Annotated in this window: 25 protein-coding genes; 8 read left to right on the plus strand and 17 right to left on the minus strand. The window is 46.1% G+C overall.

What is annotated here, in order from left to right; genetic code table 11:
- The first annotated feature begins 12 nt into the window (after positions 1-12).
- Positions 13-1170, plus strand: coding sequence for an LL-diaminopimelate aminotransferase (locus tag QZZ22_RS07905; RefSeq protein WP_292463892.1), 1158 nt, complete (start codon positions 13-15; stop codon positions 1168-1170).
- Between the two features lie 225 nt (positions 1171-1395).
- A complete protein-coding gene (locus QZZ22_RS07910; protein ID WP_292463893.1) occupies positions 1396-1761 on the plus strand; it encodes a hypothetical protein in 366 nt (121 codons plus the stop codon).
- A 10-nt stretch (positions 1762-1771) separates the two neighbouring features.
- Here QZZ22_RS07910 and QZZ22_RS07915 read toward each other — a convergent pair whose 3' ends face one another.
- Complete coding sequence (locus tag QZZ22_RS07915; RefSeq protein WP_292463894.1) at positions 1772-2791, minus strand: phosphate uptake regulator PhoU; 1020 nt, start codon at positions 2789-2791, stop codon at positions 1772-1774.
- A gap of 24 nt (positions 2792-2815) precedes the next feature.
- Positions 2816-3949 (minus strand): hypothetical protein, encoded by a 1134-nt coding sequence (locus QZZ22_RS07920; RefSeq protein WP_292463895.1) that lies wholly within the window; start codon positions 3947-3949, stop codon positions 2816-2818.
- A 125-nt stretch (positions 3950-4074) separates the two neighbouring features.
- Here QZZ22_RS07920 and QZZ22_RS07925 point away from each other — a divergent pair, with 125 nt between their 5' ends.
- Positions 4075-4746, plus strand: coding sequence for an RAD55 family ATPase (locus tag QZZ22_RS07925; RefSeq protein ID WP_292463896.1), 672 nt, complete (start codon positions 4075-4077; stop codon positions 4744-4746).
- Positions 4747-4854: 108 nt separating this feature from the next.
- On the opposite strand, the gene QZZ22_RS07930 is transcribed toward QZZ22_RS07925, so the two are convergent.
- From QZZ22_RS07930 to QZZ22_RS07960, 7 genes are all read right to left on the minus strand, one after another.
- A complete protein-coding gene (locus tag QZZ22_RS07930; RefSeq protein WP_292463898.1) occupies positions 4855-5022 on the minus strand; it encodes a hypothetical protein in 168 nt (55 codons plus the stop codon).
- A gap of 316 nt (positions 5023-5338) precedes the next feature.
- Positions 5339-6691, minus strand: coding sequence for a type II secretion system F family protein (locus QZZ22_RS07935; protein WP_292463900.1), 1353 nt, complete (start codon positions 6689-6691; stop codon positions 5339-5341).
- Complete coding sequence (locus QZZ22_RS07940) at positions 6688-7605, minus strand: type II secretion system F family protein (RefSeq protein WP_292463901.1); 918 nt, start codon at positions 7603-7605, stop codon at positions 6688-6690. Before QZZ22_RS07940 ends, QZZ22_RS07935 begins: the two co-directional genes overlap by 4 nt.
- Positions 7606-9813 carry a type II/IV secretion system ATPase subunit gene (locus QZZ22_RS07945; RefSeq protein ID WP_292463902.1) on the minus strand — a complete coding sequence of 736 codons (2208 nt, stop codon included), beginning with the start codon at positions 9811-9813 and terminating at the stop codon, positions 7606-7608. It lies immediately after the preceding gene.
- 139 nt (positions 9814-9952) lie between these two features.
- Positions 9953-10846: a phosphate ABC transporter permease PstA gene (gene pstA, locus QZZ22_RS07950; RefSeq protein WP_292463904.1), complete on the minus strand. Its 894-nt coding sequence runs from the start codon at positions 10844-10846 to the stop codon at positions 9953-9955.
- Positions 10843-11745, minus strand: coding sequence for a phosphate ABC transporter permease subunit PstC (pstC, locus tag QZZ22_RS07955; protein ID WP_292463905.1), 903 nt, complete (start codon positions 11743-11745; stop codon positions 10843-10845). Before pstC ends, pstA begins: the two co-directional genes overlap by 4 nt.
- A gap of 85 nt (positions 11746-11830) precedes the next feature.
- Positions 11831-12826, minus strand: coding sequence for a PstS family phosphate ABC transporter substrate-binding protein (locus QZZ22_RS07960; RefSeq protein ID WP_292463906.1), 996 nt, complete (start codon positions 12824-12826; stop codon positions 11831-11833).
- A 250-nt stretch (positions 12827-13076) separates the two neighbouring features.
- On the opposite strand from QZZ22_RS07960, the gene QZZ22_RS07965 reads away from it, so the two are divergent.
- On the plus strand, positions 13077-13538 hold the full coding sequence (locus QZZ22_RS07965; RefSeq protein ID WP_292463908.1) for an arsenate reductase ArsC: 462 nt from the start codon (positions 13077-13079) through the stop codon (positions 13536-13538).
- A 320-nt stretch (positions 13539-13858) separates the two neighbouring features.
- Here QZZ22_RS07965 and QZZ22_RS07970 read toward each other — a convergent pair whose 3' ends face one another.
- The 6 genes from QZZ22_RS07970 to QZZ22_RS07995 form a co-directional block, all read right to left on the minus strand.
- A complete protein-coding gene (locus QZZ22_RS07970; RefSeq protein ID WP_292463909.1) occupies positions 13859-15883 on the minus strand; it encodes a hypothetical protein in 2025 nt (674 codons plus the stop codon).
- Positions 15884-15907: 24 nt separating this feature from the next.
- Positions 15908-16087 (minus strand): hypothetical protein, encoded by a 180-nt coding sequence (locus tag QZZ22_RS07975; RefSeq protein WP_292463910.1) that lies wholly within the window; start codon positions 16085-16087, stop codon positions 15908-15910.
- 100 nt (positions 16088-16187) lie between these two features.
- A complete protein-coding gene (locus QZZ22_RS07980; RefSeq protein ID WP_292463911.1) occupies positions 16188-16622 on the minus strand; it encodes a hypothetical protein in 435 nt (144 codons plus the stop codon).
- Positions 16576-17538 (minus strand): phosphate uptake regulator PhoU, encoded by a 963-nt coding sequence (locus QZZ22_RS07985; protein ID WP_292463912.1) that lies wholly within the window; start codon positions 17536-17538, stop codon positions 16576-16578. Before QZZ22_RS07985 ends, QZZ22_RS07980 begins: the two co-directional genes overlap by 47 nt.
- A gap of 166 nt (positions 17539-17704) precedes the next feature.
- Positions 17705-18802, minus strand: coding sequence for a chorismate synthase (gene aroC / locus QZZ22_RS07990; protein ID WP_292463913.1), 1098 nt, complete (start codon positions 18800-18802; stop codon positions 17705-17707).
- A gap of 25 nt (positions 18803-18827) precedes the next feature.
- Positions 18828-19709 (minus strand): cation diffusion facilitator family transporter, encoded by an 882-nt coding sequence (locus QZZ22_RS07995; RefSeq protein ID WP_292463915.1) that lies wholly within the window; start codon positions 19707-19709, stop codon positions 18828-18830.
- A 182-nt stretch (positions 19710-19891) separates the two neighbouring features.
- Here QZZ22_RS07995 and QZZ22_RS08000 point away from each other — a divergent pair, with 182 nt between their 5' ends.
- Positions 19892-20608, plus strand: coding sequence for a hypothetical protein (locus QZZ22_RS08000; protein ID WP_292463916.1), 717 nt, complete (start codon positions 19892-19894; stop codon positions 20606-20608).
- 88 nt (positions 20609-20696) lie between these two features.
- On the opposite strand, the gene QZZ22_RS08005 is transcribed toward QZZ22_RS08000, so the two are convergent.
- A complete protein-coding gene (locus tag QZZ22_RS08005; protein ID WP_292463918.1) occupies positions 20697-21281 on the minus strand; it encodes a hypothetical protein in 585 nt (194 codons plus the stop codon).
- Between the two features lie 161 nt (positions 21282-21442).
- On the opposite strand from QZZ22_RS08005, the gene QZZ22_RS08010 reads away from it, so the two are divergent.
- Together QZZ22_RS08010 and QZZ22_RS08015 are read left to right on the plus strand one after the other, a co-directional pair.
- Positions 21443-22213, plus strand: coding sequence for a carbon monoxide dehydrogenase accessory protein CooC (locus QZZ22_RS08010; protein ID WP_292463919.1), 771 nt, complete (start codon positions 21443-21445; stop codon positions 22211-22213).
- A 26-nt stretch (positions 22214-22239) separates the two neighbouring features.
- Positions 22240-22605: a cupin domain-containing protein gene (locus QZZ22_RS08015; protein ID WP_292463920.1), complete on the plus strand. Its 366-nt coding sequence runs from the start codon at positions 22240-22242 to the stop codon at positions 22603-22605.
- 448 nt (positions 22606-23053) lie between these two features.
- Here the strand turns inward: QZZ22_RS08015 and QZZ22_RS08020 are convergent, their stop codons facing one another.
- Positions 23054-23590 (minus strand): PGF-CTERM sorting domain-containing protein, encoded by a 537-nt coding sequence (locus QZZ22_RS08020; RefSeq protein WP_292463921.1) that lies wholly within the window; start codon positions 23588-23590, stop codon positions 23054-23056.
- A gap of 350 nt (positions 23591-23940) precedes the next feature.
- On the opposite strand from QZZ22_RS08020, the gene QZZ22_RS08025 reads away from it, so the two are divergent.
- A complete protein-coding gene (locus QZZ22_RS08025) occupies positions 23941-24726 on the plus strand; it encodes a winged helix-turn-helix domain-containing protein (RefSeq protein WP_292463922.1) in 786 nt (261 codons plus the stop codon).
- The last annotated feature ends 169 nt before the right edge of the window (positions 24727-24895 follow it).

Genomic DNA, 24895 nt, shown 5'->3' on the forward strand with positions numbered 1-24895 from the left:
CAAGGTGAGTAAATGTATTCTGACAGGATCAACAGACTGCCCCCCTACTTGTTTGCAACCATCGATGAAGCAAAGGCAAAGATCATAGCAAAAGGTGTGGATGTGATCGATCTTGGAGTGGGTGACCCTGACCAGCCAACCCCCGCACACATTGTGGAATCCATGTGCGAAGCTGTTCGCGACCCTTCCACACACCAGTATCCATCCTATACCGGAATGATCGAATTCAGGAAAGCCGCCGCCGACTGGTGTAAACAGAGCAGGGGACTTGATATCGACCCGGCTACTGAAACGCTTACACTCATAGGCTCAAAGGAAGGGGTGGCGCATGTCCCCCTGGCCTTCATCAATCCAGGGGATGTCGTACTCTGTCCGGATCCTGGTTACCCTGTGTATAAGATAGGCACACAGTTCGCTGGAGGGAAAGAACATATTATGCCACTCCTTGATGAAAATGACTTCCTGCCGGACCTTGAAGCGATACCCAAAGATGCTCGCAGCAAGGCAAAACTGATGTTCATCAATTACCCGAACAACCCTACATCTGCAACTGCTGACCAAAAGTTCTTCGAGGAGGTCGTACAGTTTGCCCGCGAGCACAACATTGTGGTTGTCCATGACAACGCTTACTCCGAGATGGTCTATGACGGTTACCAGTCCCCTAGCTTCCTGAGCGTTGACGGTGCGATGGATGTCGGCATCGAGCTCTATTCAATGTCAAAGACCTACAACATGACCGGATGGCGCCTTGGGTTTGCCGTCGGCAACAAAGACCTTATAGCTGGTTTCGGGAAGGTTAAATCAAATATCGATTCAGGAGCATTCGATGCTATCCAGAGGGCAGGTATTACAGCACTGTCAAGTTCCCAGCAATGCGTTGCTGACATGAACAATATCTATACCGAAAGAAGGGATGTACTGCTCAAAGGGCTCAGTGAAATAGGCATTGATGTGAAACCACCAAAGGCAACTTTCTACGTGTGGGCACCTGTGCCTGAAGGATACGATTCCATGGGATTCTCCAAACTGCTTCTTGAAAAAGCAGGCATTGTAGCAACCCCGGGGGCCGGTTTTGGCCAGTATGGTGAAGGATATATACGCTTTGCACTTACCCAGACCGTGCCAAGGATGAATGAAGCAGTGGACAGGATGTCAAAGCTGAAACTCTGATCTCGGCTTTTGACCTCTTTTTCCCAGTTACTATCCCAGTTACTACATATGTAACTGTGATTAGTTCCTTTTTCAGTTTCCGTTCTGAACATGTAGATGTATGCTGGTTTTGTATGCTTCATTTTTATTATATGAACATTATTTTTAAAATGACATACATGTTAATGATATAAATGAGCATTTAATCCATTGATTATGCTCCCGGAAAATATTAGTCCCAATCACTTGAATAGATCAGAGATAGGCAAATTCCTCTACGATATAAGATACATCATCCTGCTGTACATCATCGGTGATTTCCTGACAACCTTTCATGCAATAGAGAATGGGTTCGGATTTGAACAGAACGGACTCCTTGCAAGCCTTATGACAGAATTCGGGATGTGGTCACTTGTAATTGTGAAGATTGCAATACTTGGAGTCGTATTCTGGGCCTACCGTACGATCAATTCATCCACCGGGCCAGTTTCCCCACTCCTGTGGACATTCTCAAAGACAGGCATCAGCCTTCTTGGCCTGTTGCTGGTGATCAACAACATGATGGTCATCTGGGCCAGGGTGAGCTTGTTTGAATATGTAGGGATGCTTTAAAGGGGGCCTTTTATAGAGGCATATCCTTCAGTTCCTTTGAGCCCATATTGATAGAGATCTCAGCAATATCAGCACTGTATTCCGCGATGCGTTGAAGGCTCTCAAGGACATTCCTCTTGTGCTCCCCTGTACTGCTGTCCTGGCCGCATTCCCTTCTGCAGATAAGGGCAGCCATATTGGATAGCTTCTTTGAGTTCTTTATTATTGTGTTTGCAAACTGAGGGTCCTTTCCTGACATTGCCTCTACTGAATCCCTGAACAAAGCCTGTGCCACCCTGCCAATCCTGAAGATCTCATCGTTGCGGTCCACAGGACAATCCATCTCCAATACATTGGTGGCAATCCTCTGAACATGATCACCTATGTGCTCCATGCTTTTTGTAACGATCCGATAACCCAGACAGTCCTTTGACCGGACAATGCCTATCTTCTGTGCCATGAAGGGATCATCAAGGGCTGCTCTTAACTGCCTTACAGTCAGCAGGTAGAACCTGTCCACATCATCATCCCTCCGGATGACATCATTTGCCAGCTCAAGGTCATGTTCCTCCAAGGAAATCAACGCATCCTCAAGCATAGAAGAGATTATCCGGTCCATGCTACTCATGGACTTGAGGATAGTGATCTCCTGGTAATTCAGAAGGCTCTGCAGTACAAGTTCGGTCCCCGTTTCCTCAACTATCTCAATGCCTATCAGGCGCTTGCGAGCAGCATCTCTCATGAACTTCCTTTCAGATGCCGTAAAACCGTTTGGGGAAACTATTTTCATTATGTCATAGCCCATAAGATAATTTGACACAAGCATCCTGAAATCATCTTCCTGATCACCGGAGAGATATATTTCTATGACAGAGCGACATATCTTTTCCTCAGCAGGCATCTCCGCAGTGACAGTAAGCGAACGGTCAGACCTTACAGAAAGGGAAACGGTGTCCCCCGGAGATAGTCCACTCTGCCGAACCCACAAGATAGGGAGCGACACAATATAGGTAGACCCACCTGTCAGCTGAATCTTTCTTTTTTCGGACATTTATTGCAACCTCTTTTATAATAGTTATGAAAGGACTGTAAGGTTGCCCGAGACCTGGCTGAGCTTTGCAGTCATCCCCCTGTCGTCGGTGACCATAAGGTCGATGGTCACATTCTGGTGATTATAAGGATCTATCATCGGCCTGACAACCATACCTGAGAGGTTATAGTCATAGAGAACCTCATTTCCATTATCGTTCCACAAGGCCCATTTGTAGCTGGTGATGAACCCATCGTTGTCCCTGGAGTCAGAAGCATCCAGTATCATGTAACTGCGAGGAGACTGGGTGCCGTTCGTATCCATTATATACTCCACCCTGAACTGGACATTAGCCACCGGCATGGGAGGAGTGAACAGCCCCTTGAAGATATTAATGTAAGAAGTTATCAGCTCTATCTGCAAAGGCTCTTTTTCCAGGGGTGGCACCCCAAAGTAGGATCTGAAATCAACAGTATAGGATATATCATAATTTGTTGTATTTGAAAGGCTGCCTCCCGAATCATTCCCGAAGAAGGTGATGGTCTGGGTTTCGTTAAAGATGGTGAAGTTGGCCCCTTGATGGCATACAGTGGAATTATTTATGTCAACCACTTTATAAGTGAAAAACTCCCCGGAATAAGCTTTCCAGGGATGCATTTTCAGGCGATAGGTATAATTCTCACTGTTGTTGGTCCAGCCTGTGGTGGCGGGTATGGCCTCTGAGCCTGTTACCACGATATCGGAAAAGTTGAGGTGAATGGTCTTGGCCTTGGTGGCGGGTATCATGACCCTGTTCTTTGCATGATAGACTGCCGGATAATCGCGGTAAACATCATGATTTCCGGAAGCATCGTAGGCCTTGAAGTTCAGGAAGTAAGCGTCATTGAGCTTGATGGAAGAAATGTAGGAGTTAGCGGTATTGAGGTTGAGCACGGTCATGTCTATGGACTGCCACGCAGTTCCGTTGCCTGAAGGCTTGATGGAGACGATCCTGAGCTCTTCGCTCTTCACAGCTGCCTGGTGGCTTTCGCGGTCCATTGCATCCTTTTGCATGGTGGATACCATGAAAGCTACGCCGGAAGCAGCGATAATAGTGATCAGTATCAATAGTAGCGTTGCAAATATCACTGAGACTCCGCGGGTATCCCGCAGGAAAGTGTTCATATCCTTACCAGCCATCAAAGAGAAAAAGCAGATACCAAATGATATACTTTATTAACATAATATATATAGTACCCTATAGTTTATTTATTTTTTTAGTTTGTTCCAAAACCATTTAAACAATGATTACTTTAAGGGAATCAATGGTATTGACGAACTTCGGATTATCGGATGTGCCCCAGCATGTAGTGTTGCTGGTCGAGGAGGATATTGGGGATGCAAAGACCATCTTCTTCCGGAATATAACTTCCGAAGCTCTGAAAACCGGAAAGACTGTTTATTATATATCAACCAAAAGCTCGGAAAAAGATGTAAGAGAGCAGCTATCATTTCTTGGTCTGGGGACGGGCCTGGAAAACCTGACGGTCATGGGTAACTTCACAGACCCTTTTGTGTTGCTTGACCTGTGCTATAACAGACGCAAGTTATGCACTCTTTTCGGAAAGGATAACATGCCTTTATGCACTATGACAGATACTGACATCTGCATAATCGACAGTTTCTCATCACTGTTCATCCATGAGGAACTGCAAAGTATGACACAAGCCCTTAATTCCCTTATTACCATCAGCAGGGACACAAATACTACCTTCGTACTGGCATCTGACATGGGGATTCTCCCGGAACGCGCCGAAAAGGTGGTTAGGTCCATGGTGGACGGCATAATCCAGTTCAGAATAGAGTATTTCTCCGACAAGATCAGCAGGTATATCAACATCCCAAAGATGAAAGCGACCATCCCGCCAAAAAAGATGATGGCATACAACATAACAGGCCAGGGTATTATGGTCGATACCAGGGAAAGAGTTGGCTGACCTATAATAAATTCAAAAATGAAAAAAGGGTACTAAACGGTTGTTGATAAGATATTATGGTTGTTTTTGGAGTGATGTTAACCGGATGAACGATTGAACATAAGAGATTTAATCTTCCATACTGCCTTCAATCTTGGAACCATCATAGTTGCAGCGGGTATTGATCACTCCGCGGAGAATAGGCATATAGTCAGCATCTTCATCATTGTTCATAACTACGGCAGAGCTAATGTATCCAAAATCACTTCTTTTAGTCCAGGTCTTAAATTTCATCATGTTATCCCTCTTTGTGATTATTCTATAGTATTGCAGAAATAATATATAGAGATTACACCAGTCTTTTTAGTAGGCCTATTAATAGATATATACCTATATAGAAATTAAAATAGATTTTTAATGGGCATAACTTTGAAGATCTAATCCAGGACGGAATCAGGTGCCTGATGCTGGCAATTGATATCCGGAGAGGACACGTCCTACGACATGTTCAACTGAAGCACCTACCGGATATCGAAGATCTCTGCGATGTGGGCGATCGAAAACGATCCCAGTAACAAAACGCAAAGCCCAAGTGAATGAGATTTTCACTCCCCTAGAACTCATCATTCACTATTATCGTGGCAATACCACTTGATTCACCTACTGTCGCTGTTACTGTATATGTACCTTTATCTGATCCGGGAACAGGCGTTACAGCCACGGTTCCGTCCTCTTGTGTCATTGAACTGGTTATCACACCCTGAGGTGCTATCGTCATCTTAACAAAGGTACCAGGCACAGGATTGCCATCCGTGTCAGTGACATTGAATACTATAGGCTCCTGTAAAGGAAGACCGCCAATGACCTCCTGGGCGTCACCGGACATAGCGGTTATTGTATAGGTGCCGGCTATGCCGGCCGGGAGCAATAAGGTTACAACTGCCACATAGCTCAGGGCGATCAGGAGCGCAGAGTGCTTGAAGCCGTGCTTGATCTCACCTTCGGTGATCTGGCCGATGATGAGCCCTCCGAAAAAGGCGTTGAGGACGATCATATGGAAGAAGCCGCGCCCGAAATTGATATCTGAAAGGCCGGCGCCTCCCAGCATTTCCAGGCCGACCCCCTGGATCATAGGGAGCAGGGAAGTGGAAAGGATATAGGTCAGCATTATGATTATACCCTGGGCAAGGTAGAATATGATAATGTACTGCTTCAGGTTGGCCTCTTTCTCTCTTTCGATGCCTATGACAGCCCTCATGTCTTCCGATGTACGGAAAAGCAGGTCTGCTACATTGCCGCCTGTATAGGCTGCCATGACCACGATATCAATATATTTGTTAACCAGCCTGCTCCCTATGGAAGCTGACATCCTGTGCATGGAATCTTCAAAAGAGTGGCCCAGGACCATTGATGATGCGGCGTCCTTGGCGCTTTTGCTTATGGCTCCCATATTGGTTCTTGAGAGTGTGACCACACCTTTTACGGGATCTATACCTCCCCTCATGAGCTCTGACAGCTTGTACAGGAACTCACCGAACGCTACCTCCCTTTTCTTCAGGTTCTTTTTCTGGATGAAAGTATCGATGGAGAAAGGGATGATAGCCACCAGTGTCGCAAACACGATTATGTGGTCCAGATCGTCCTTTGACTTATCTTTTTCCTCTTTGGCCGGCTCTGTTTCCACGGCTATCGGGAGCTCTCCTCTCTCTGCAGCTTCAGATGCTTCCATTTCCGCAACAAGGGCCTCATAGGCAGCCTGCTTTGCAGCGGCTTCACTGTTCACTGCGGCACTGCTTTGCCCTTCAGGAGGAAAGAGTGTGTGTCCGGCCAGTATGGCGACGAGTACTATCATCAGTGCTGCAAATACGGGGACCCCGAGGGTCAGATACTCCCGTTTGATGTTGTAGCGTATGCTCGCGATCTGTGCATAACGTTTCAACACCTGGAGATATACGTCTGTCTTCATAGGATGCTCCTTGAGTATTTCATCCAGAGCAGTATCAGAAATACGATGTTGATGAATGGCAGTGCGAAATATACGAAGAGGTTGAACATCTGCCTGGGAGTCAGGGGTCCCAGGTCGATACCCAGCGCGCTTCCGACCACGATCATAAGGACCACAAGCACCACGCTCATTACAACGCCGCTCAGGTAGCCTTCCCCGTAGACTGCAAGTGAGTCCACGAACTCTCTTTGTAGCTTGCCACGCAGGTCCATGAGTTCCTTGGATTTCATCTCAAGATAGGTACGAAGCCCTCCCCCCGCCTGCATGGCATTGGCGAGGTCCATGCATATCGTCCTGAAGGATTCGGAAGAAGTGTTGCGTACAAGGTGGTTCATGGCAGTGACACCATCCTCGCCCAGAACATCCACACGATACATGACCTTACCAAATTCGGTAGATATCTCACCGTAGTCCTCTATGGCTACAGTCCTCACAACATCCATGGGCGAGGAGCCGGCACTTGCAAGGATGGACATGTAGCTCAATGCAAAGGGAAGCTCGTGTTCTATATTCATGTTCTTGCCGGATATCTTGTTGTACAGCACAAAAGGAAAACCGCTTATGGTAAGGCCGAATGTAAGGAATGTCAGCATCCCGATGTAAACGAGAGGCGTTGAAGAATTGCGAAAGAGAATCACTGAAAAAGTAAAGACAATAGCTGTTGCAATCAGGGCCGTGACTATGGAGAGGGATATGAACATGCCGGGTGTCATGATCATGTCGGCCTGGTAGAGGGATCTGGAAATATCCTCCCGTGGCTTCCTGTCAAAGTATTTACCCAGGAAGTAGCAGAACATCTTGTACTTCTCCAGGTATTCGTTGGTCTCACCGTCATTGAATGCCCGGCGGATACCATCAGTGCTGCCCGTTCCCATTTACTGCATCGTCTCCATAAGCTCATCCTTGTGGCGCGCATATTTCCTGATAGCCCTGGCAACATCCTTATAATCGCATATGCCCTGAGCAGCAAGGCTTTCAATGTACCTTGCCCGCTCGTCCATCTCCCGGACAAGTTCCTCTACCTTTATGCCGAATTCCTCTTCGATATCCTCAAAGAGAGAGCTGCTGCCGCTGAACTCATAGCGGTCCCCGACCGGGTCCCATTTGAAGACAGGGTTGGTGATAAGGTCCTTGCGCTCAGGGTCCAGTTCCACTATTTCAACTATCCTGAGGGCGCGCCTGATGAAGTGCTCACCGACCTTGACCATGGCGTTGAATATGACCATGTCAACACTGGCAAAGAGGTTCCTGGGCACGTTCATGGGTTCGGATTCAACTCTTGAGAGCAGTTCGTGGATGGAGCCGGCGTGGATGGTGCCCATACAGGGGTGGCCTACAGAGATGGCCTGGAACAAAGTGCCGGCCTCAGCGCCACGAACCTCACCTACCACTATGTACTCGGGCCTCTGCCTCAGTGCGGCCTTGAGAAGGTCGAAGAGCTCGATGTCACCTGCAGATTTGCCGCTGCTGCTGTCCCCACCAAAACCCGCCCTTGTGATGGACTGGGTCCAGTTGGGGTGCATGAGGTTCATCTCGGCGGTGTCCTCGATGGATACTATCTTGTATTCGGGAGGAATGAAAGAACCCAGGGCGTTGAGGGTCGTTGTCTTGCCGGAGGCCGTACCACCTGCTGCAAGTACGGAGCGCTTGTATTCGATGACGATCCAGAAATATGCCAGCACCTGTGCATCATAGGTGCCGTAGTTCATGAGGTCGATGCAGGACACAGGATTGGACTTGAAGCGCCTGATGGTGAATGTGGAGCCTCTCTTAGTGACCTCCTTGCCGAGGGTGAGATTAGCACGGCTGCCATCGATCAGGGTGGCGTCCCTGATGGGCTGGAGCACTGAGATGTGCCTGCCTGCGGCCTGGGCCATCCTCATGACGAAGTTGTTAAGCTCAAGCTCCTCGAAGGAGACATTCGTCTTAAGAGAGCCATATATGCGGTGATTGACGTATAGATTGGAATAAGGACCGTTGCAGGTGACATCCTCGATATAGGGGTCATTCATGAGCAGGTCGATCCTGTCAAATCCCATGTATTTTTTGTGAAGATAATAGAAGAACTTCTCTTTCTGTGCTTCTGTCAGTTTAAAGCGATATATTTCCGTGATGAAGAAGAAACGGTCCCTGAGAGCGTCCTTGCGGTTCTCCTCCTCCACCAGCAGTATCTCGGAGTGAGCCATCTTGTCAAAGGCGTTCTGGACAATCGCCATGGTCTGCTCCTCAGTCTCACTGAGAGGAGGCTCTATGCATTCGTAGGAAAGCTCCTCCCCGTCAAACCATACATGCACGTACTGGAACCTGGGAGTTACTTCGTATATGAGATCCAGATCCCTGTGAGGCACGCCATAGATCGGTTTGCTGACCACGCCCGGCTCAAAGACCAGCTCATCAATGACTTCGGGCTTAGGATTGATGATCTTTTCGATCCTCTGCAGCAGAACCTGGACAAAGTCATCCTCGCTTTCGGAAAGCCCATCATTACCCTCAGGCAAATGCAGAGGGTCATCAGGCTGGCTTTTCTTTCTCCTGAGACCAAGGCCCGATTTTTTCCCCCCGGCAGGCTTTTTCGCCTTTTTCACTTTCTTCCGGGAGCCCCGCATCCCAAACAAGCCCCTTTTCCCTGAAACTTCCTCCGGCACATCACTTATTGAGCCCAGAGCATCTGCTCCGTCAAGCATCGATACAGCAACAGAGCCTTCCTCATATTCCTCATATTCCCCATATTCACCGCATTCCTGCCTGACAGCTGCCTCTCCCCCATCCTCCGGAGAGCCCTCCCTGCTGCCGGGAACATCCTTCTTCTTCCTGAAGCTCAATCCAAAGCGCTTTTTCCCGGCAGGCTTACCTGACCTGACCGAAGGCTCATGGACCTCACTCTTCTTTTGCCTTCCCCTAAACCCGAAAATACCCTTTTTCCCTTTTTTGTTCTCACCACTATAACCGGAAACTTCCTGAACAGGCACATCCTCCCCGGCAACACTTTCAGAATAAGTTACTTCAGGTTCCCGGAAAGAGAGCTCCGCCTCTTCGGACGGGATCTCATAATCAGAATAGGTTTCCGTGTTTGTACCAGCCATCTAATGCTAGTAAAAGAATGTGCTGATATATACTTAATCTAAGTGAAGTATATAGATGAAAGTAAAGTATAGAGAAAGGAAAAGAGCAGCAGCTTTGAATAAGTCATGCGGGAGTAAAAAGAAAAGAAGGACAGGTGGGTCAGCCTATCCTGCGCTTCCACAGAATCAGTCTTGTCGTTGCATTAATGATCATCACAATAATTATCAAGACAAATGCTGCTGCAAATCCCTCTGAAACGGAAACCAAGTGGGGAAACTCGAAGGAATGATAGACGGTTATAGGCAAAGCTGCCACAAGGTCCTGAAAAGGATATATCTTTATTCCAAAGATCATTTTCTCGCCCGCACCGACCCCGAATTCGGGAAAGAACTGCGTATAGCCTGCAGTCAGTATAACGACAGCAGATTCTTCGGCAGCACGTCCTACGCCTAGCACTATGCCGGTAATTATGCCGGACAGTGCATAAGGTATTGTTATACGCTTGATAGTATCCCATTTAGTTGCACCAAGAGCGTAACTGCCCTCCTCCATATCTCTGGGAACAGTATCTATTGCCTCTTCTGCAGCCCGCTCTATAGCGGGAAGTATCAGTATTGCAAGTGCAATTGAACCTGAGAGCAAGGAAAAACCACCTGTAACAGTCCTCATGTAATAGACAAGTACGAGCAGTCCAAAAATACCCAGAACTATCGAGGGGGTACCGGATAGTACGTCAATGAAAAAACGGAAGCCTCTTACAATAAAGCCGTCTGTTGCATATCTTTTCAGGTACACTGCCGTACCGACTGCAACAGGAGCCGCAAGAATCGTAGAGAAAATGGAAAGAAGAATAGTACCTGCAATCGCATTCCCTATAGCTCCTCCGAAACTGGGAGCCATGGACTCTGGTGTCAGCAGGAAATACAGGCTAAGGCTTGGCATTGCTTTCACAGCAATGGTTCCCAGTATGAAGAATAATATCAGGACTGTGGAGATGGCGCATAGATACGAGATTCCGATGAACATGTTGCCTTTTATGAATCGTGTTCTCATACACGGCCTCCTATTTTCCTTGCCGCTGCAACAAACACTATCTCCATAGCAAACAGAACGGCTGCAATAGCAAACAGGGCACTCTTTGGCTCTTCAAAAGCTACATAGTAGCCGATATCGTTCAATATTTTGGAGGTCATTGCATACCCATAACCAAAAAAAGAGTTGGGTATGGTAATCACGTTGCCGAAAAGCATCACTATTGCCATGGTCTCACCCATTGCGCGCATCATTCCCAGGATAACTGCAGCCATTATACCCTTAGATGCGGCTGGCAAGACCACCTGACTTATGGTTTCCCATCGTGTTGCACCTAAAGCAAAAGAAGCTTCTCTGTACTCTTTTTTAACTGCACGTATTGAGTCCTCGGAAATGGGGATTATAGTAGGCAATATCATTATTGCAAGCACCGTCGATGCCAGTGCCAGGCCTGCCCCGTCTGTGGACCCCGCACGGAAAAAGGGGATTAAACCAAAAGTTGATGATATAAAAGGCGCTATGTGGTCCCGGAAAATACTTCCAAGCACATAGAGCCCGAAAACCCCGTAGACAACAGAGGGGATACCTACGAGGAGTTCAATAAGAGGACGCATGACAGAAGTTACTTGCTTTGGGGCAATCTCAGACATGAAGATGGCAGTAAATATACCTAAAGGTACGGCAAGTATAAGAGTGACAGCAGTAAGGATCATGGTCCCAGCAATGAATATACGAATTCCATAAACGTTTTCCGAATAATCCCATACAGAACCTGTCAGAAAATTGATAAGTCCCTGGCTTACAAAAGTAGGATAGGCAACATAGAAAATGTAACTTACAAAGAATATAGTAACCACGGCTGTTAGCACAGCACATGAAGCAAAAAAAACCTGTGGTATGGATTGGACAATCCTGCTCATTAGTATCTGTTTCCCATTTTAAAAAAAAGATGATTTGTGCGGTTGCACAAATCATTGTGTCTAAAGATCTGTTCCTAACTTATACTTAGAGGATGTCATACATTGAGAAGTAACCGACCTGTGTGAAGTATCCCTTCTGTGCAGGCTGGGTTGCAAAGTCTATGAATGACTTCTCAATTGTTGAGGGAGCACCGTTTGTCAGGTAGAGCAGTGGTCTGGTCAGACCGGATGGGAAGGTGCTGGTCTCGCCCTTGAGGGTTGCCTTGATACCGGACTTTACATCCTTCTTTACAGTGGTGGTCATGGTGTCAACCGGAAGGATGACTACACCGGTGGATGATTCTGCAAAACCGAAGTCCACGAATCCGATTGAGTTGGTTGTTGATTCAACTGCAGCGAGCACACCGGCGTTACCGGACTTGCCTACTGCCTTTGTACCATCCATCCAGGTCTTTGAGCTTCCGTGTATGAAGTAGGAGAAGGTTTCCTCAGTACCGCTTGTTTCTGATCTCTGGAAGAGGGTTGCACCGGAACCAGTGGTGTTAAATCCAGCAGTTGTCAGGTTTGCATCTGAGACTTTTCCATTTGCATCTGCGGACTCGAAAAGGGTCTTAATCTGAGCCTTGGAAGGTACTGTACCGGTCGCGTTGCCGATGCCATTTCCAATAAGAACTACAGCACTGGCACCAATCTGGTGTTTCTGGAGTTCAGGGTATGCAGTTATAGTGTCAACATCCTCAGAGGAAGCACCGATGTCTACAATACCGAGCTTAGCAGAGGTGATACCTGCACCAGAGCCGCCAGCCTGGACTGTGACCTTGATACCGGAGTTCTGTTTCATGAAGTCTTTTGCGAGAAGTTCAGAGACTGGCTGAACGGTTGAGCTTCCAGCTATAAGGAGCTGGGTTGATGCACCAGCGGCTGCGCCTTCAGCGCTTGCACTGCTGGAAACGTCGCTTGAGAATGATCCTAAGATTGTACCGACTGCTGCTGCACCGGCGATTGCAACTACCACGAGAACGAGGGTTGCAACGATGGGTGAAACACCAGCTTCGTTGTTAAAGAGTTTCTTTATGTTCATATCTTTACACCTTTTTGCTACTTATTTTGTCATTTCTGAGCGGGGTTTAATCGCTCTGAGTGCTAAACTGTGTTTAGGATATATAATACTTTTACAAATAATGTATATAGAGGCTGCTGCAATATAGATTTAGCATATCTCTATATATTGATGTGTAAATGCGATGGAGAATCGGTGTTATACAAAATCTATGGGAGATATATTGTTTATACAGGTCAGATTTATCCGTGTGGTATGAGTAATTAGGAGTATGGCTTACAATAACAGAAAGATCAAGGTTCTATTCATTTGCGTGCATAACAGCGCAAGAAGCCAGATGGCCGAAGAATACCTCAGGAGGATTGGAGGGGACAGGTTCGAGGTGGAGAGTGCAGGACTCAAGCCATCCAGCATCAATCCCATGGTGATCGATGTCATGAAAGAGGATGGTTTCGACCTCCGGAGAAAGAAAACCCAGGCAGCATGGGACCTGTTCAGGCAGGGGAGACTCTACAGTTTCGTCATCACGGTCTGTGACAGGAAAAACGAGGCTGAATGCCCCATATTCCCCAGGCCGTTTGTGCAGATGAACTGGCCCTTCCCGGACCCAGAAATATTTACCGGCACAGATGAAGAGAAAATGCAGCAGATGCGGGATCTGAGGGATTCTATCAAAAAGAGGATCGAGCAGTTTGTCGAGGAAACAACCGGGGTTTCCGATGGCGGGGAATAGGCTAGCTATTCCTCATTTCTTCATTATTAAGGCTGTCTTTATTAATTATTTTTCAGACACAGATTAACACGGGATTTACACGGATCTGGCCCTTTGCAGGCTTAAATTTCCAGCTTTACCATGAATCGGTGTTAATCTTTGTAGATCCGTGTCTGAAAGAAGATTCGGAGAAATAGCATCCAAATTGTAATGAAAAATGATCCCAAAATCGAAAAACAACTTTAAAGGAAACATCGTTCCCAGCGCAGATCCTAAAAAATACACGCGCCCGAAAGGGCACGCAAAAAACGGAGGATAATTTGCAAAAGCTGACAGCGCGGTCAGCGGGATATCAGGACGTAAACAGCCATGAAAACTCCCAGGGCAATGAGAATAACGATCGCGTACAGGTAATTCTCCACAGCATCTATTGCTACGCCTTCGATCGTCCCGAAAGCTGCTGAGACTCCCTCGATGGTACCTCCAAGCAAACGGTGGAGGAGCTCCTGCACCTTCAGCACTGTCGCTGAAAATGGATCCGGAAGCCAGTCCATCATGGAAGAGTTGACTGTCTCCTGCTGCACCTCAGTGGAATAACCACTTTCCAGTGCATACACATCTTCAGTCGAATACAGAGGCTCATAGGATGTGTCATCATCTACTGCAACCGGACTTTCCGGGGTTTCACCGGTCACAACCACCCAGCCGCCATTCAATGGGTCCCAGCGCTGCTTTACCTCCACTCCTGCAATAAAGAAGGAAGACTGCACTTCTCCCCGGTAGCCATCGATAGCCTTGAAAGCTGCCCTGGCAGCAGGCAGATCGGGAGCATTGGCCGGTTCGATGTTGTAACCCAGCCCCAGCGATGTCCCGGGGGGTAGAAGCACACCGGAAACCGTCAGTATCTGGGAGCCGTTCACCTGCGATAAGCCTATGTCCCACTCACTCAGAGGCAAATCACTTCCGGCCAGGCTTTCCTCTGCACTGCCGGCTACATAATTAGCACTTTCCGGTATCACATCGCTCAGGTTAACCCAGGCGGCACGGTCGCCGCTGTTCCTGATCTGGAGGTTCACCCTGTAACCGCTATCCGACGGGGACAGCTTCTTTTCCGTTATCACATGCGCCCCATGTACCGTAATGCTGCCGGTCCCGGAACTCCAGGTGAATTCCTTCCCGAAGAAATCAGACTTAGCCGTCACCGGACCGAACGAATATCGACCCTGTCTCAGGGGTACCAGTTTCCGGGCAATGTAGTACTGGCCGTCCGGAGTAACATAACTGTAATCCCCGTGCTCGAAGGTCTCCACAGTTATAAGCTCTTCAGGGATGTCTGCAAACGTAACGTCAACATTATCCACCGGATAAAGACCGAGATTGTAGATGTTGGTCCTGATGAAGGAATAATCCCACGCGTCCCATATCTCATAATAGATATTGCGGCTTCCTTCAGTACTGTTCCCGTTCTGGCGGACCGACCATGTGGTCATGTTGATCTCATCGCCGACAACCTCCATGATGACCTTAAGCTCAGGGTCCGTGCAGCGGAAAACAGTGGCTGCGCTTGTATCATAGTACCCTTTCTTGATATCGGTGCCGCCGGCAGTGGCATTTATGTAATAGTTCAGTTCATAGGGAGAGGTCCTGCCATCCCATTGCGGCGCTATCACCGTGAAGTTGATGCTCTGCTGCTTCCCTTTCTCAAGACAGTCCAGGTTCCTGACAATGATGTTGTCCCGATACTCAAAATCGCCATTCCCTTTAAGTTTGAACTCTCCAAGGTTCACCTTAAGGACAGCATTCTCCACCCAGGCATCCCCTGTGTTCTTTACCGTAACCTCGATTTTCTTTTCCTGACCGGGTGCATATTGTTCCTTGGAAACATCGACGCCTTTGACCTTCTCGGAACCCGCCGCAAAACTTATCTCAAGTTCAGGCCGTCCTCTGGAGTATACCTGCAACTGTGCAGAAGGAGTATTGTAGCTGTCAACACTGATGCCTGTCAGCTCCACCTTTATCTCATTGTCCCAGTGGAACCACTTGTCACTGTCCTGTAACTCCAGGAACAGGAACTCCTTGCGGACAGCACCCTGCTTTTCAGCCGAGATCAGGGCAGACTTTGTCTTCAGGTCAAAATCATCCGCCCTGAAGGTGTATTTCACCCCTCCTACCTCCATTTGCCCTGTCCTGCCCCATTGCAGGCTAAGAGAGCCTTCACTTACCCATTCGGTACATGTATCAAGCTCATCGCAGGGACAGAAAGTATCTGCAGACACCGCAGGCACCGGCAATAATAAAAATAATAACAAAAAGGCAAGACCTGCAACGCAGCGTAAACTAAAATCGACACAAAACGTTTTTTTCATTTAACTCCACTCCCACTCCACATATCATGATCTTTTTGAAACGCGCCTGAAAACAACATACATTAAAAGGGCATAAGCCAGCAAAGCAGCAAAAACAAAAGGAACAGCCATATTGAAGAAAGAAGATGCAGTATACCAGCAGGTAGAATAGAATGTGTAAAGGGACAGTATTGACGCTGCCAGCAGACTCAGCAATCTTTTCATGATTCTTAGTAGGATTGTGCTCTTATATCCCTTGCACAAACGAAATAAATAGCAAAAAAGGATTTTATTAGGCACATGCCAGATATATATGCCTATATAGTTATCCCCGCCTGAAAACCTCATACCCGAAAACAGAGAGAGCTATGATTATGGAGGTCATTGACAGCATGAACACCATATTTGAAAACGCTTCTTTCAGCACTATCCAGGACATGCCGCCCAGGACATGCGTAATGCTCATCAGCAGGATAATGAGAACACCTATCGGGTATATCTCCTCTCCCTTGAGAAGTTTCAGGACAGTATAACCCATAGCATAGTAGAAAACCACAGTAAATGCCAGATATGGCAGTACTATATCGTTCCTGACAGCAAAGACCAGCGTTGGGCTGAACTCATAAGCAAGGATGTTCTCGATACTGCCTGCGAAATAGAAAGTAAGTGCGTAATCAATGACAACTGAAAGTGAAAGGAAGAGGGGGATCATCCTATAATTGTGATAGATCGATCGAATATTCTGCGATATTTGATGCATAGTCCCTTATCCTGCCAAAACTGTCAATGATTATATTTATTGATGCATTATCTGCCGATTGGGTAACAATAACAAGTTTCCCATTGATTTCCTCTCCTTTTTCAATCAATTGGTTAGCAAGCAAATTATCAGATCTGCGTAAAGACTCAAGAGAATCCATAAACAGATTCTGCAGATCCATGCATATCTCTTTCAACTGGCTCAATACATCCGGCGTCATCTCAGTATGCTCGTAATGCAGGGCTATTTTAGATATATGGTCCCCTGTTCGCTCGATATCGTTACCTGCCAGACGGTAATAAAAAGCCTCTATAAGACTGAGACTATCATTCTTTGAGAATTTCCTCAGGCTCAGCCTGCTCACAAACTGCTTTGATACCAGAATGAACAGACGGTCTATATCATCATCCCTCTTAATTATATCTTTACAGACAGAACGTTCATTGTTCTCAAATGCATCGTACAGCTCCTCAAACATGAGATAAATTATCGATGACATGCGCTTGATGCCTTTCTCGATCGTGAACTCGTCGATGTCCAGGTAGTTCTGAATCACAAGCAACCTGTCGCTGCTTTCGGCAAGTTCAAGGCCAACTAGACGATTACATAAATTCTTGATCTCGTTCCCGAACTCCCCTGATAAATGCTCTCCCTGTATCTCTATAGACTTATAGTCGCCTACTATGTAGAGCCCGATGATATCTCTCTTCAGGTGTTCCAGGTTCCTGTTACCTTTGATTTTCCGGACATCTCTGCCTTTTTCCACACGAGGGGGTCTTATTATAAGCGAGCCGTCGTCGTTGTAGATAATCGATAACGGAGATCCCGACTTCAGTTTTTCTTTAGAGGCCCATTTTTTGGGAAGCGTGACGATATATGTTGATTTTCCTGTGATCTGTACTTTTCTTGTATCCATTTCGAACCACTGACTACTCCTGTCACATTATGAACAGTCAGCAACAATATAGATGTATCCTACATAAATATATAGATGCTACATAGCATATATATATACATGCAAACTGCCGTTCCGTTGAAAAAGAAAAAAGAAGATAAGATAAGGTAAAAGCCAGAATATGGTATTATTTCATTAAGGATTCCGGACCTATCCACCCGGACCTTATCATATGGTCCGCGATCACAAGCGCCATCATGGCTTCGGCCACCGGCACCATTCTCGGCGGTATCGTAGGGTCATGGCGTCCATGTATCTCTATATCCACTTCGCTCATCTGCGCCATATTGACACTTCTCTGGGACTTTGAAATTGATGGTGTCGGCTTTACAGCGATACGGCATATTACAGGCAGCCCTGTTGAAAGACCTCCTATGATCCCACCCGCATTATTTGTATCGGGGATAATGCTTGCGTCATCGATAACAAAGGCATCATTCATCTGACTGCCTTTCATGCGGGTACACTCAAAACCCAAACCTATTTCCACGCCCTTGACAGCACCTATGCTCATAAGCGCAGCAGCGATATCTGCATCAAGCTTACTGAAGACCGGTTCTCCAATGCCTGCAGGCACCCCGGTCACGATAATTTCCACAATGCCGCCGATGCTGTCACCTTCATTCCTTGCGAGCCTTACCTGCTCAAGCATTTTTTCAGCCGCTTGCGGGTCTGCACACCGGACAGGTGTCTTTTCGACATTTTCACGGATCCCGGTAAAGGTAACACTGCCGGCTTTCACGCCTCCAAGCTCGATAACATGGGCAAGGACCTCGACACCGTGGAGGGATAACAACTTTTTAGCAATTGCACCTGCAGCCACCCTGCCGATGGTTTCCCTGCCGGAAGATCTTCCACCGCCCCTGTGGTCCCTGATGCCGTACTTTTCCTGGTAGAAGAGATCTGCGTGTCCGGGACGTGGGATATCCCTGATATAATCATAAGCATTTGGATTTGCATTCCTGTTCCATACCAGCATGGACACCGGACATCCTGTGGTCATACCTTCGAAAACACCTGAGAGAATCTCCACAGTATCGGTTTCCGAGCGGGGAGTTGAAACTTCGCTCTGGCCCGGTCGTCTGCGATCCAGATCCTTTTGTATGTCTTCCTCCGAGAGTTTAAGCCCTGCAGGTACTCCGTCAACGACCACACCCACAGCTGTACCATGTGACTCTCCCCAGGTAGTTATCCTGAGCGAGTGACCAAAGGTGTTTCCTGGCATAGTGATATAGTATCCCTGAAGTTATTTATGTATGACTGTTCTCGGCGGGCTCGATATGCACGAGTACTTCCTGGATGCCTTCAAATCTTTCTTTGATGCGATACTGGACTATGTGAGCCACAGTGTGTGATTTATAAGTAGGCATCCCCGGGTCGACTTCAACATGCATATCCACATAAACACTCCCCTGAGGACCACGGGTGCGTATGTTATGACAGCCCTGCACACCTTCCACCCTGCACACGACATCTGCGATCTGCGCCGGGTCAATAGACGAATGATCACAAAGTATCGAAGCGCTGCTGAATATTATCTCGATTCCTGCCCGAAGGATAACAACTGCCACCAGAACCGAAATAATAGGATCTATGAGAGGATAGCCTGCATTGATAGCAACCAGACCCAGAAGAACTGAAAGCGAAACGTATATGTCGCTTTTTGTGTGCGCAGCATCTGCCAGCAGGACCTCACTCTGCAGTTCTTTCCCTTTTCTCTTCTCGTAGGTAGTGACCGCATAGTTCACACCCATTGTACCCAACATTATCATGAAACTTAATGTTGTAACTTCCGGGTGGGCACCATTACCGAATCGTTCAATTGCGGAGCGAACTATCTCAAAGGCCACGACTCCCAGAATGAATGCGATGAAAATAGCAGCAAGGGTCTCAAACTTCCTGTGCCCGTAAGGATGTTCAGCATCCGGCGGCTTTGAAGCTATCTGGATACCGATGAGCCCTATAACATTGGATATGCCATCAAAAAGAGAATGATATCCGTCAGATTGCATGCTTAACACGTTGGTGTACATACCATAGATTATCTTAGCAGCGGCAACGCCAAGGTTCAAAAAGAGTATGTACCACATTACACGCTGTATCTTTCTGAACCTTGAAGGTGTGGTATCCATGCTAATTGATAGCATTACGAAGGATATAAAATGTCTCATTTTTATAACTAACAAAAGAAGGTGCCACAACAATGTTTTTATAAACCAAGTGTTTAATATATAAATAATAATATCATAAATAACTATCAATTAGCCAACGTTATCAGCCAAAGTTACTACTCTAAGAAATCTCCGGTGATATATTGAAAAAATTCCACACTTCGTGTATTCTGGTAACTCTTATGATCATGTCATCGCTATCTATAACTGGATGTATAGATACTCCCGACGCGCTTCCGGCATTTGTGGATGAGAATGCGCTGGACAGTTATGGATGGTCGCAGATCGAAGCTGTTGAGTACAGGACCTTTGAACAAAAGATATCCAACTCAACCAGTGTCAGTATTAACAGCACGGTTGTTAAGTATCGCAACGACAGGCTTGCAGAAGACATTGAAAAGCAGATAAGTGATTTCAAGAACGATCATAATCTGCCTGTCAACATCGAAGTGCCATCTATCACTTCCGAGATCCATACCAGTCGCATCACTTTCCCGGCAGGTGTGAAACTACCCAATGACATAATAAACAGAATAGTGGAAAGCAGTGTGAAAGACCTGAGCTCGGATAACAATATCGAGGATCTCAAGGCTACCAGCACAAGGCAGATTACATTACAAAGCGGACTTAAGGTCCCGGTCTACATACACTCCGGAGCCACGGGCTCCGGAAGCGGGGGCTTGAGTGTAATTGCAGTTGTTGCGGCATATGAGGATGAAGATTCCAGCACCATTATCACAGGGATAATCCCCAACGGCAGCATGTCCGTAAACATGGGACCTGTCAGCGGTAACCTCTTCACTATCGACGGTGAACGCGAGCTGGAAGAAGTACTCAGGCTAATCAGTAATATCCAGTAGATTTACGAAAAATCTGCAGAAATTAGAGGTGCTATCCGCCCTACATCCTAAATCTTTTTTTGTGCTACCTTAAGCAGACAGTGCTATTTCACTCTGGATTATAATGAATGGCCATGCTCATTAAAGATAGTCCCAGTAACAGAGTGAATATAATATATAACCCAAACAGATTTGATTCTGCAAGAAATCCCGCGCTGAGACTGTCCATGGAGAAGGTAATGATGGCGATAGATGCCAGTATTGCAAAAGTTGAAGGCATGAGCATCTTGTTCTTATTTGCTTGCGGGACAGAAAGGCAGAAAAACACAGAACCAAGAGAATAGAATATCATAATGGAAGCCCTTGTGTAGGCTGAGCCAAAAATGCCCCAGCTGTCAAATGAGAGCATGAAGGACCTGCTGTAAAGCATGCTAGTGAACATACTATCCCTGAGAAGGGTCATCGGAATCAGGCTTGTCAGAAGAGGGATTCCCCAGTACCATCTTCCCGAGACCGCTCTTATGCTGTCAAGAAAAAAGAGGAGCCCGAAAGCAGGAAGGAACAGTGAAAATATATACAGTAGAGGTATATAAACCGAGAAAGTCAGCAATTCGGAAAATAAGAAAGTAATTAGCACGGACAGAAATGTGGATGTGATTAGCAAGAGAGATAACTTTGCTTTGTTAATGGACATTCGCTTCATGAACTTAGCATATTCCTTGAATTTATTGTATAAGTATCTTCCTAACTTATCATATAGCGGATGCATTTTAGAGATTTCATCAAAAAAAAGTATAAAATGGCGACTTTTACAAACCGGAACATATAATTCTTATAAGTCCCGAGTTGAAGAATATGGTTAAGATCGCAGTTACAGGAAAAGGAGGTGTCGGAAAGACGACACTATCCGGTACCTTGGCAAGGATGCTTGCAAGGGATGGATATGAGGTGCTTGCTATTGATGCAGATGCCGATATGAACCTCGCGTCTGCTATCGGTGTAAAAAATACTCCCAAGCCCCTGACAGATTACCAGGAGCTCATAGAGGAAAGGGCCGGAGAGAAGGGGGGCATGTTCAAGTTCAATCCCAAGGTGGACGATATCGTGGATATGTTCGGCGTTGTGGGGCCTGACAATGTGAAGATGCTGGTGATGGGGACCATCGAAAGAGGCGGCAGTGGCTGCATGTGTCCTGCTTCGTCCTTCCTGCGTGCTTTCCTGCGCCATGTGGCCTTGAAGGAGAGTAGTGCCGTCATTCTGGATATGGAAGCAGGCATCGAGCATCTGGGCCGGGGCACCACCCGTGGAATAGACCTGATGATCGTGGTGGTTGAGCCTGGCATGCGGTCCATAGAAACGGCCCAGAGGATCAAGGAACTGTCAGAGGGTATAGATATCAGGCATCTTGCGGCTGTGATCAATAAAGGCAATTCCGCCAATATCAGGCCGCATCTTGAGAAGCTCGGCATTCCGGTCCTGGGAGAGATACCTTACGATACCGGACTTGCGGAAGCTGACCTCATGGGTCTGGCACCCATCGATGTTGGCGGTGAATGGGTGGATGCTGTCAGAAGCATAAAAGAGAACATGCTGAGCATGATAGCGACATTTGAAAAGGAAGCATGATTTTAAATCCAAAACCGGGACCTTCTATGTCGCTAAAAACATCATATCACCAGACAGAACCCTACATAACAAAAGACGGATCATCTATCAGGGAGCTGATGCATCCCCTTGTGCACGGGAACCTGACACAGAGCCTTGCAGAGGCAATTGTGATGCCAGGCTGTGAAACACTGCGCCACAGGCATACCGGTTCTGAGGAAATATATCACATCACCGGAGGCTCAGGATACATGACAGTCGGAGAAGATGGCTTTCAGGTGAAAGAAGGCGACAGTATATGCATCCTCCCGGGAGAATACCATAGTATAAGAAACACCGAAAAGGTGCCCCTGAAGATACTGTGCTGCTGCTCACCTCCGTATTCTCATGAAGATACCGAGCTACTGGAGTGAATCGAGCTGCCTCTATAGTCATAGAAAGCAAGAAGCAAAGATAGAACAGGTTAATGTAGGAAATCTTTTATGAAGCCGAGGAGGTAAATGTTCTCATATAATGGTGTGAAAATTACCCATGAAGGAAATGTAAATCGCTAATGGGAACGCTTTTTATAGGATAAGGACACTTTTTGACCTAAGCCTAAGGAGGTAGTATGAGGCGCCTGGAAACCACCACGCTTTAAGGCGCCTCTCTCCTAACGAATCCGAAATATTCCCCAATATTTCTTCCCGGATATTGCGAGTGACCTTACTCGCAATGTCTAATAGGCACTTTCTTTATATAACCCAATCCGTTCTTAATTATACGAACGAGCTTACAATTTTCCATCAGGCTTTATTTTAATGCTATTATAATTTCAGCCCGACTATTCATTTCAGCCCGGCTTTTCTGCTCACTTTCCGTCTATCCTTTTCTCTTAAAGCAAATGGCCGATAGTATTCCGACAATAGCAAGAACAGCACCAAATCCAGGGGATTGTTGCTCTGATTCTGATTCACCGGATGGCTCCTCATTCGTTTCCTGCTCCTGACCTTCATTTACAGGAGCAGATATGTCTTCTGTATCCTCATCACCTATCGGATTAGTTTCATTGACTTCTGTCGATGGGATCTCCGATTCAGTTTGTGGATAATCAGCAGGGTCCCCGGGGAAGGTCAGGGCATTGATCTCTTCTACATTGGTGAATCCATCCCCGTCAGAATCGAGCGCTTCAATTGATGCAAAGTCCCTTTCACTTGCCTCATATGCCATCCCATAAGGATTCCGGGAGCCCCCACCGTTTGGATTAATATGACAGGTAGCGCATGCATCAAGCCTTGTACCTTCCGTGTCATACTGCTGGTTGAAAGCATCCAGATATGCGGGCCTCGCTGCGACAATAGGTGAGCCTAACAACATTATAATTACTACCAAAACCACTGCAATTAAATTCTTGTTCATATCTTCATCCCACATTCCTAAGTAAATAATAAGTTCATTATTACGTAGTTATAAATGTTCTTATCATCCTGATCGAATAAGAGAAGATAGGTAGTAAGGATTTCATCAGGCCAGAGAGTTATTGTTTAAGGTGAAGCTTTCAGCAGCAAAGAAAGTAACTGATGAGTCCAACAAGTGGATGAATAAGAAAGTTCCTTATAAAAAGCAGTCTGTTGGTTGCAAATTATAAAATATACTTCAATTAGACATTATATATAGTAAAAACTCCATTTAATTCAATATAAATAGCAATACCACTATATTCTATGATTGAGTGTGAGAAGAAAGAACTATTTTTATGAGGTGTTCAATTGAAGCAACTTCTTCTTGATGTGATGTTTGCCTCTGAGAAGAGAAAAGAGGTTTTATTGCTGTTAAATGAAGGACCTCAGGAGATGGAATATCTTCTTAAGTCTCTTAATACTACTAGACAAGCATTACTTCCTCAGGCAAAAATACTTGAGAACCACTACCTTATTTCCCATCAAAAAGATGTCTACGAGCTGACATCTATCGGAAAGCTGCTAGTTGAGGAATTCATTCCACTGCTAGGCACAATTGAATTTTTTAGTGTTGATATTGAATACCTGGGAACTCAAAAACTCGAGTTCATACCTCCGCACCTTTTAAAAAGGGTAAAGGAAATTGGAAGCAGTGAGGTTATGACTCCTGAGATAGCAGAAATGTATGACCTCAATGAGAAATTTCATGAGGCTTCAAAAAAATCCAAATCCGTATTTATAGTGACATCCTTCATCTACCCCAATTTCTGTGAATTAACCTATGAGCTCATAAGGAATGATATAGAAGTTCACTTTATCATTTCCCCTGAATTAATGGATCGACTAAAGGGACATAAATATGTTAATATTAACCGACTTCTAGAAAATGACCTGATTCATATTTATGTGTATTCGAAAGATTTGAATTTCCTTTTTATGGGTTGCAATGACTACTACCTCATTGTAAACCCTCTGTCGCATGATGGGACAACCGATCGGAAATATATTATGTCCAATAAAAAAGAGGCTCTTGCATGGGGACGTGATTTCTTTGAATATTATCTGAAAGATTCTGCACCACTTACACAACTTTAATTAGGTTCATTTTCTCTTATTCTTTGATTATTTCCTTTAATGGACAATATAACATAGTTTCAAGAATTCGGTTTTTGAGCTTACCTATATCCCCGCATAAATATGCGATGGAAGTAATTCGAATCCAATCCCTCAAATTATTCCCCTATATTATCAGCAAAGAGGAGCT

The organism is Methanolobus sp. (assembly GCF_016278365.1).
Classification (GTDB): Archaea; Halobacteriota; Methanosarcinia; order Methanosarcinales; family Methanosarcinaceae; genus Methanolobus.

Excerpts from the sequence above, each read along its gene's own strand:
- pstA (WP_292463904.1), bottom strand. The coding sequence starts at position 10,846 with ATGAGAACACGATTCATAAAAGGCAACATGTTCATCGGAATCTCGTAT.
- QZZ22_RS07960 (WP_292463906.1), bottom strand. The coding sequence starts at position 12,826 with ATGAACATAAAGAAACTCTTTAACAACGAAGCTGGTGTTTCACCCATC.
- QZZ22_RS07945 (WP_292463902.1), bottom strand. The coding sequence starts at position 9,813 with ATGGCTGGTACAAACACGGAAACCTATTCTGATTATGAGATCCCGTCC.
- QZZ22_RS07985 (WP_292463912.1), bottom strand. The coding sequence starts at position 17,538 with ATGGATACAAGAAAAGTACAGATCACAGGAAAATCAACATATATCGTC.
- aroC (WP_292463913.1), bottom strand. The coding sequence starts at position 18,802 with ATGCCAGGAAACACCTTTGGTCACTCGCTCAGGATAACTACCTGGGGA.
- QZZ22_RS07975 (WP_292463910.1), bottom strand. The coding sequence starts at position 16,087 with ATGAAAAGATTGCTGAGTCTGCTGGCAGCGTCAATACTGTCCCTTTAC.
- QZZ22_RS07920 (WP_292463895.1), bottom strand. The coding sequence starts at position 3,949 with ATGGCTGGTAAGGATATGAACACTTTCCTGCGGGATACCCGCGGAGTC.
- QZZ22_RS07930 (WP_292463898.1), bottom strand. The coding sequence starts at position 5,022 with ATGATGAAATTTAAGACCTGGACTAAAAGAAGTGATTTTGGATACATT.
- pstC (WP_292463905.1), bottom strand. The coding sequence starts at position 11,745 with ATGAGCAGGATTGTCCAATCCATACCACAGGTTTTTTTTGCTTCATGT.
- QZZ22_RS08005 (WP_292463918.1), bottom strand. The coding sequence starts at position 21,281 with ATGTCCATTAACAAAGCAAAGTTATCTCTCTTGCTAATCACATCCACA.
- QZZ22_RS07965 (WP_292463908.1), top strand. The coding sequence starts at position 13,077 with ATGGCTTACAATAACAGAAAGATCAAGGTTCTATTCATTTGCGTGCAT.
- QZZ22_RS08010 (WP_292463919.1), top strand. The coding sequence starts at position 21,443 with ATGGTTAAGATCGCAGTTACAGGAAAAGGAGGTGTCGGAAAGACGACA.
- QZZ22_RS07980 (WP_292463911.1), bottom strand. The coding sequence starts at position 16,622 with ATGCATCAAATATCGCAGAATATTCGATCGATCTATCACAATTATAGG.
- QZZ22_RS07935 (WP_292463900.1), bottom strand. The coding sequence starts at position 6,691 with ATGAAGACAGACGTATATCTCCAGGTGTTGAAACGTTATGCACAGATC.
- QZZ22_RS08020 (WP_292463921.1), bottom strand. The coding sequence starts at position 23,590 with ATGAACAAGAATTTAATTGCAGTGGTTTTGGTAGTAATTATAATGTTG.
- QZZ22_RS07905 (WP_292463892.1), top strand. The coding sequence starts at position 13 with ATGTATTCTGACAGGATCAACAGACTGCCCCCCTACTTGTTTGCAACC.
- QZZ22_RS07915 (WP_292463894.1), bottom strand. The coding sequence starts at position 2,791 with ATGTCCGAAAAAAGAAAGATTCAGCTGACAGGTGGGTCTACCTATATT.
- QZZ22_RS07925 (WP_292463896.1), top strand. The coding sequence starts at position 4,075 with ATGGTATTGACGAACTTCGGATTATCGGATGTGCCCCAGCATGTAGTG.
- QZZ22_RS07970 (WP_292463909.1), bottom strand. The coding sequence starts at position 15,883 with ATGAAAAAAACGTTTTGTGTCGATTTTAGTTTACGCTGCGTTGCAGGT.
- QZZ22_RS07940 (WP_292463901.1), bottom strand. The coding sequence starts at position 7,605 with ATGGGAACGGGCAGCACTGATGGTATCCGCCGGGCATTCAATGACGGT.
- QZZ22_RS08015 (WP_292463920.1), top strand. The coding sequence starts at position 22,240 with ATGTCGCTAAAAACATCATATCACCAGACAGAACCCTACATAACAAAA.
- QZZ22_RS07995 (WP_292463915.1), bottom strand. The coding sequence starts at position 19,709 with ATGGATACCACACCTTCAAGGTTCAGAAAGATACAGCGTGTAATGTGG.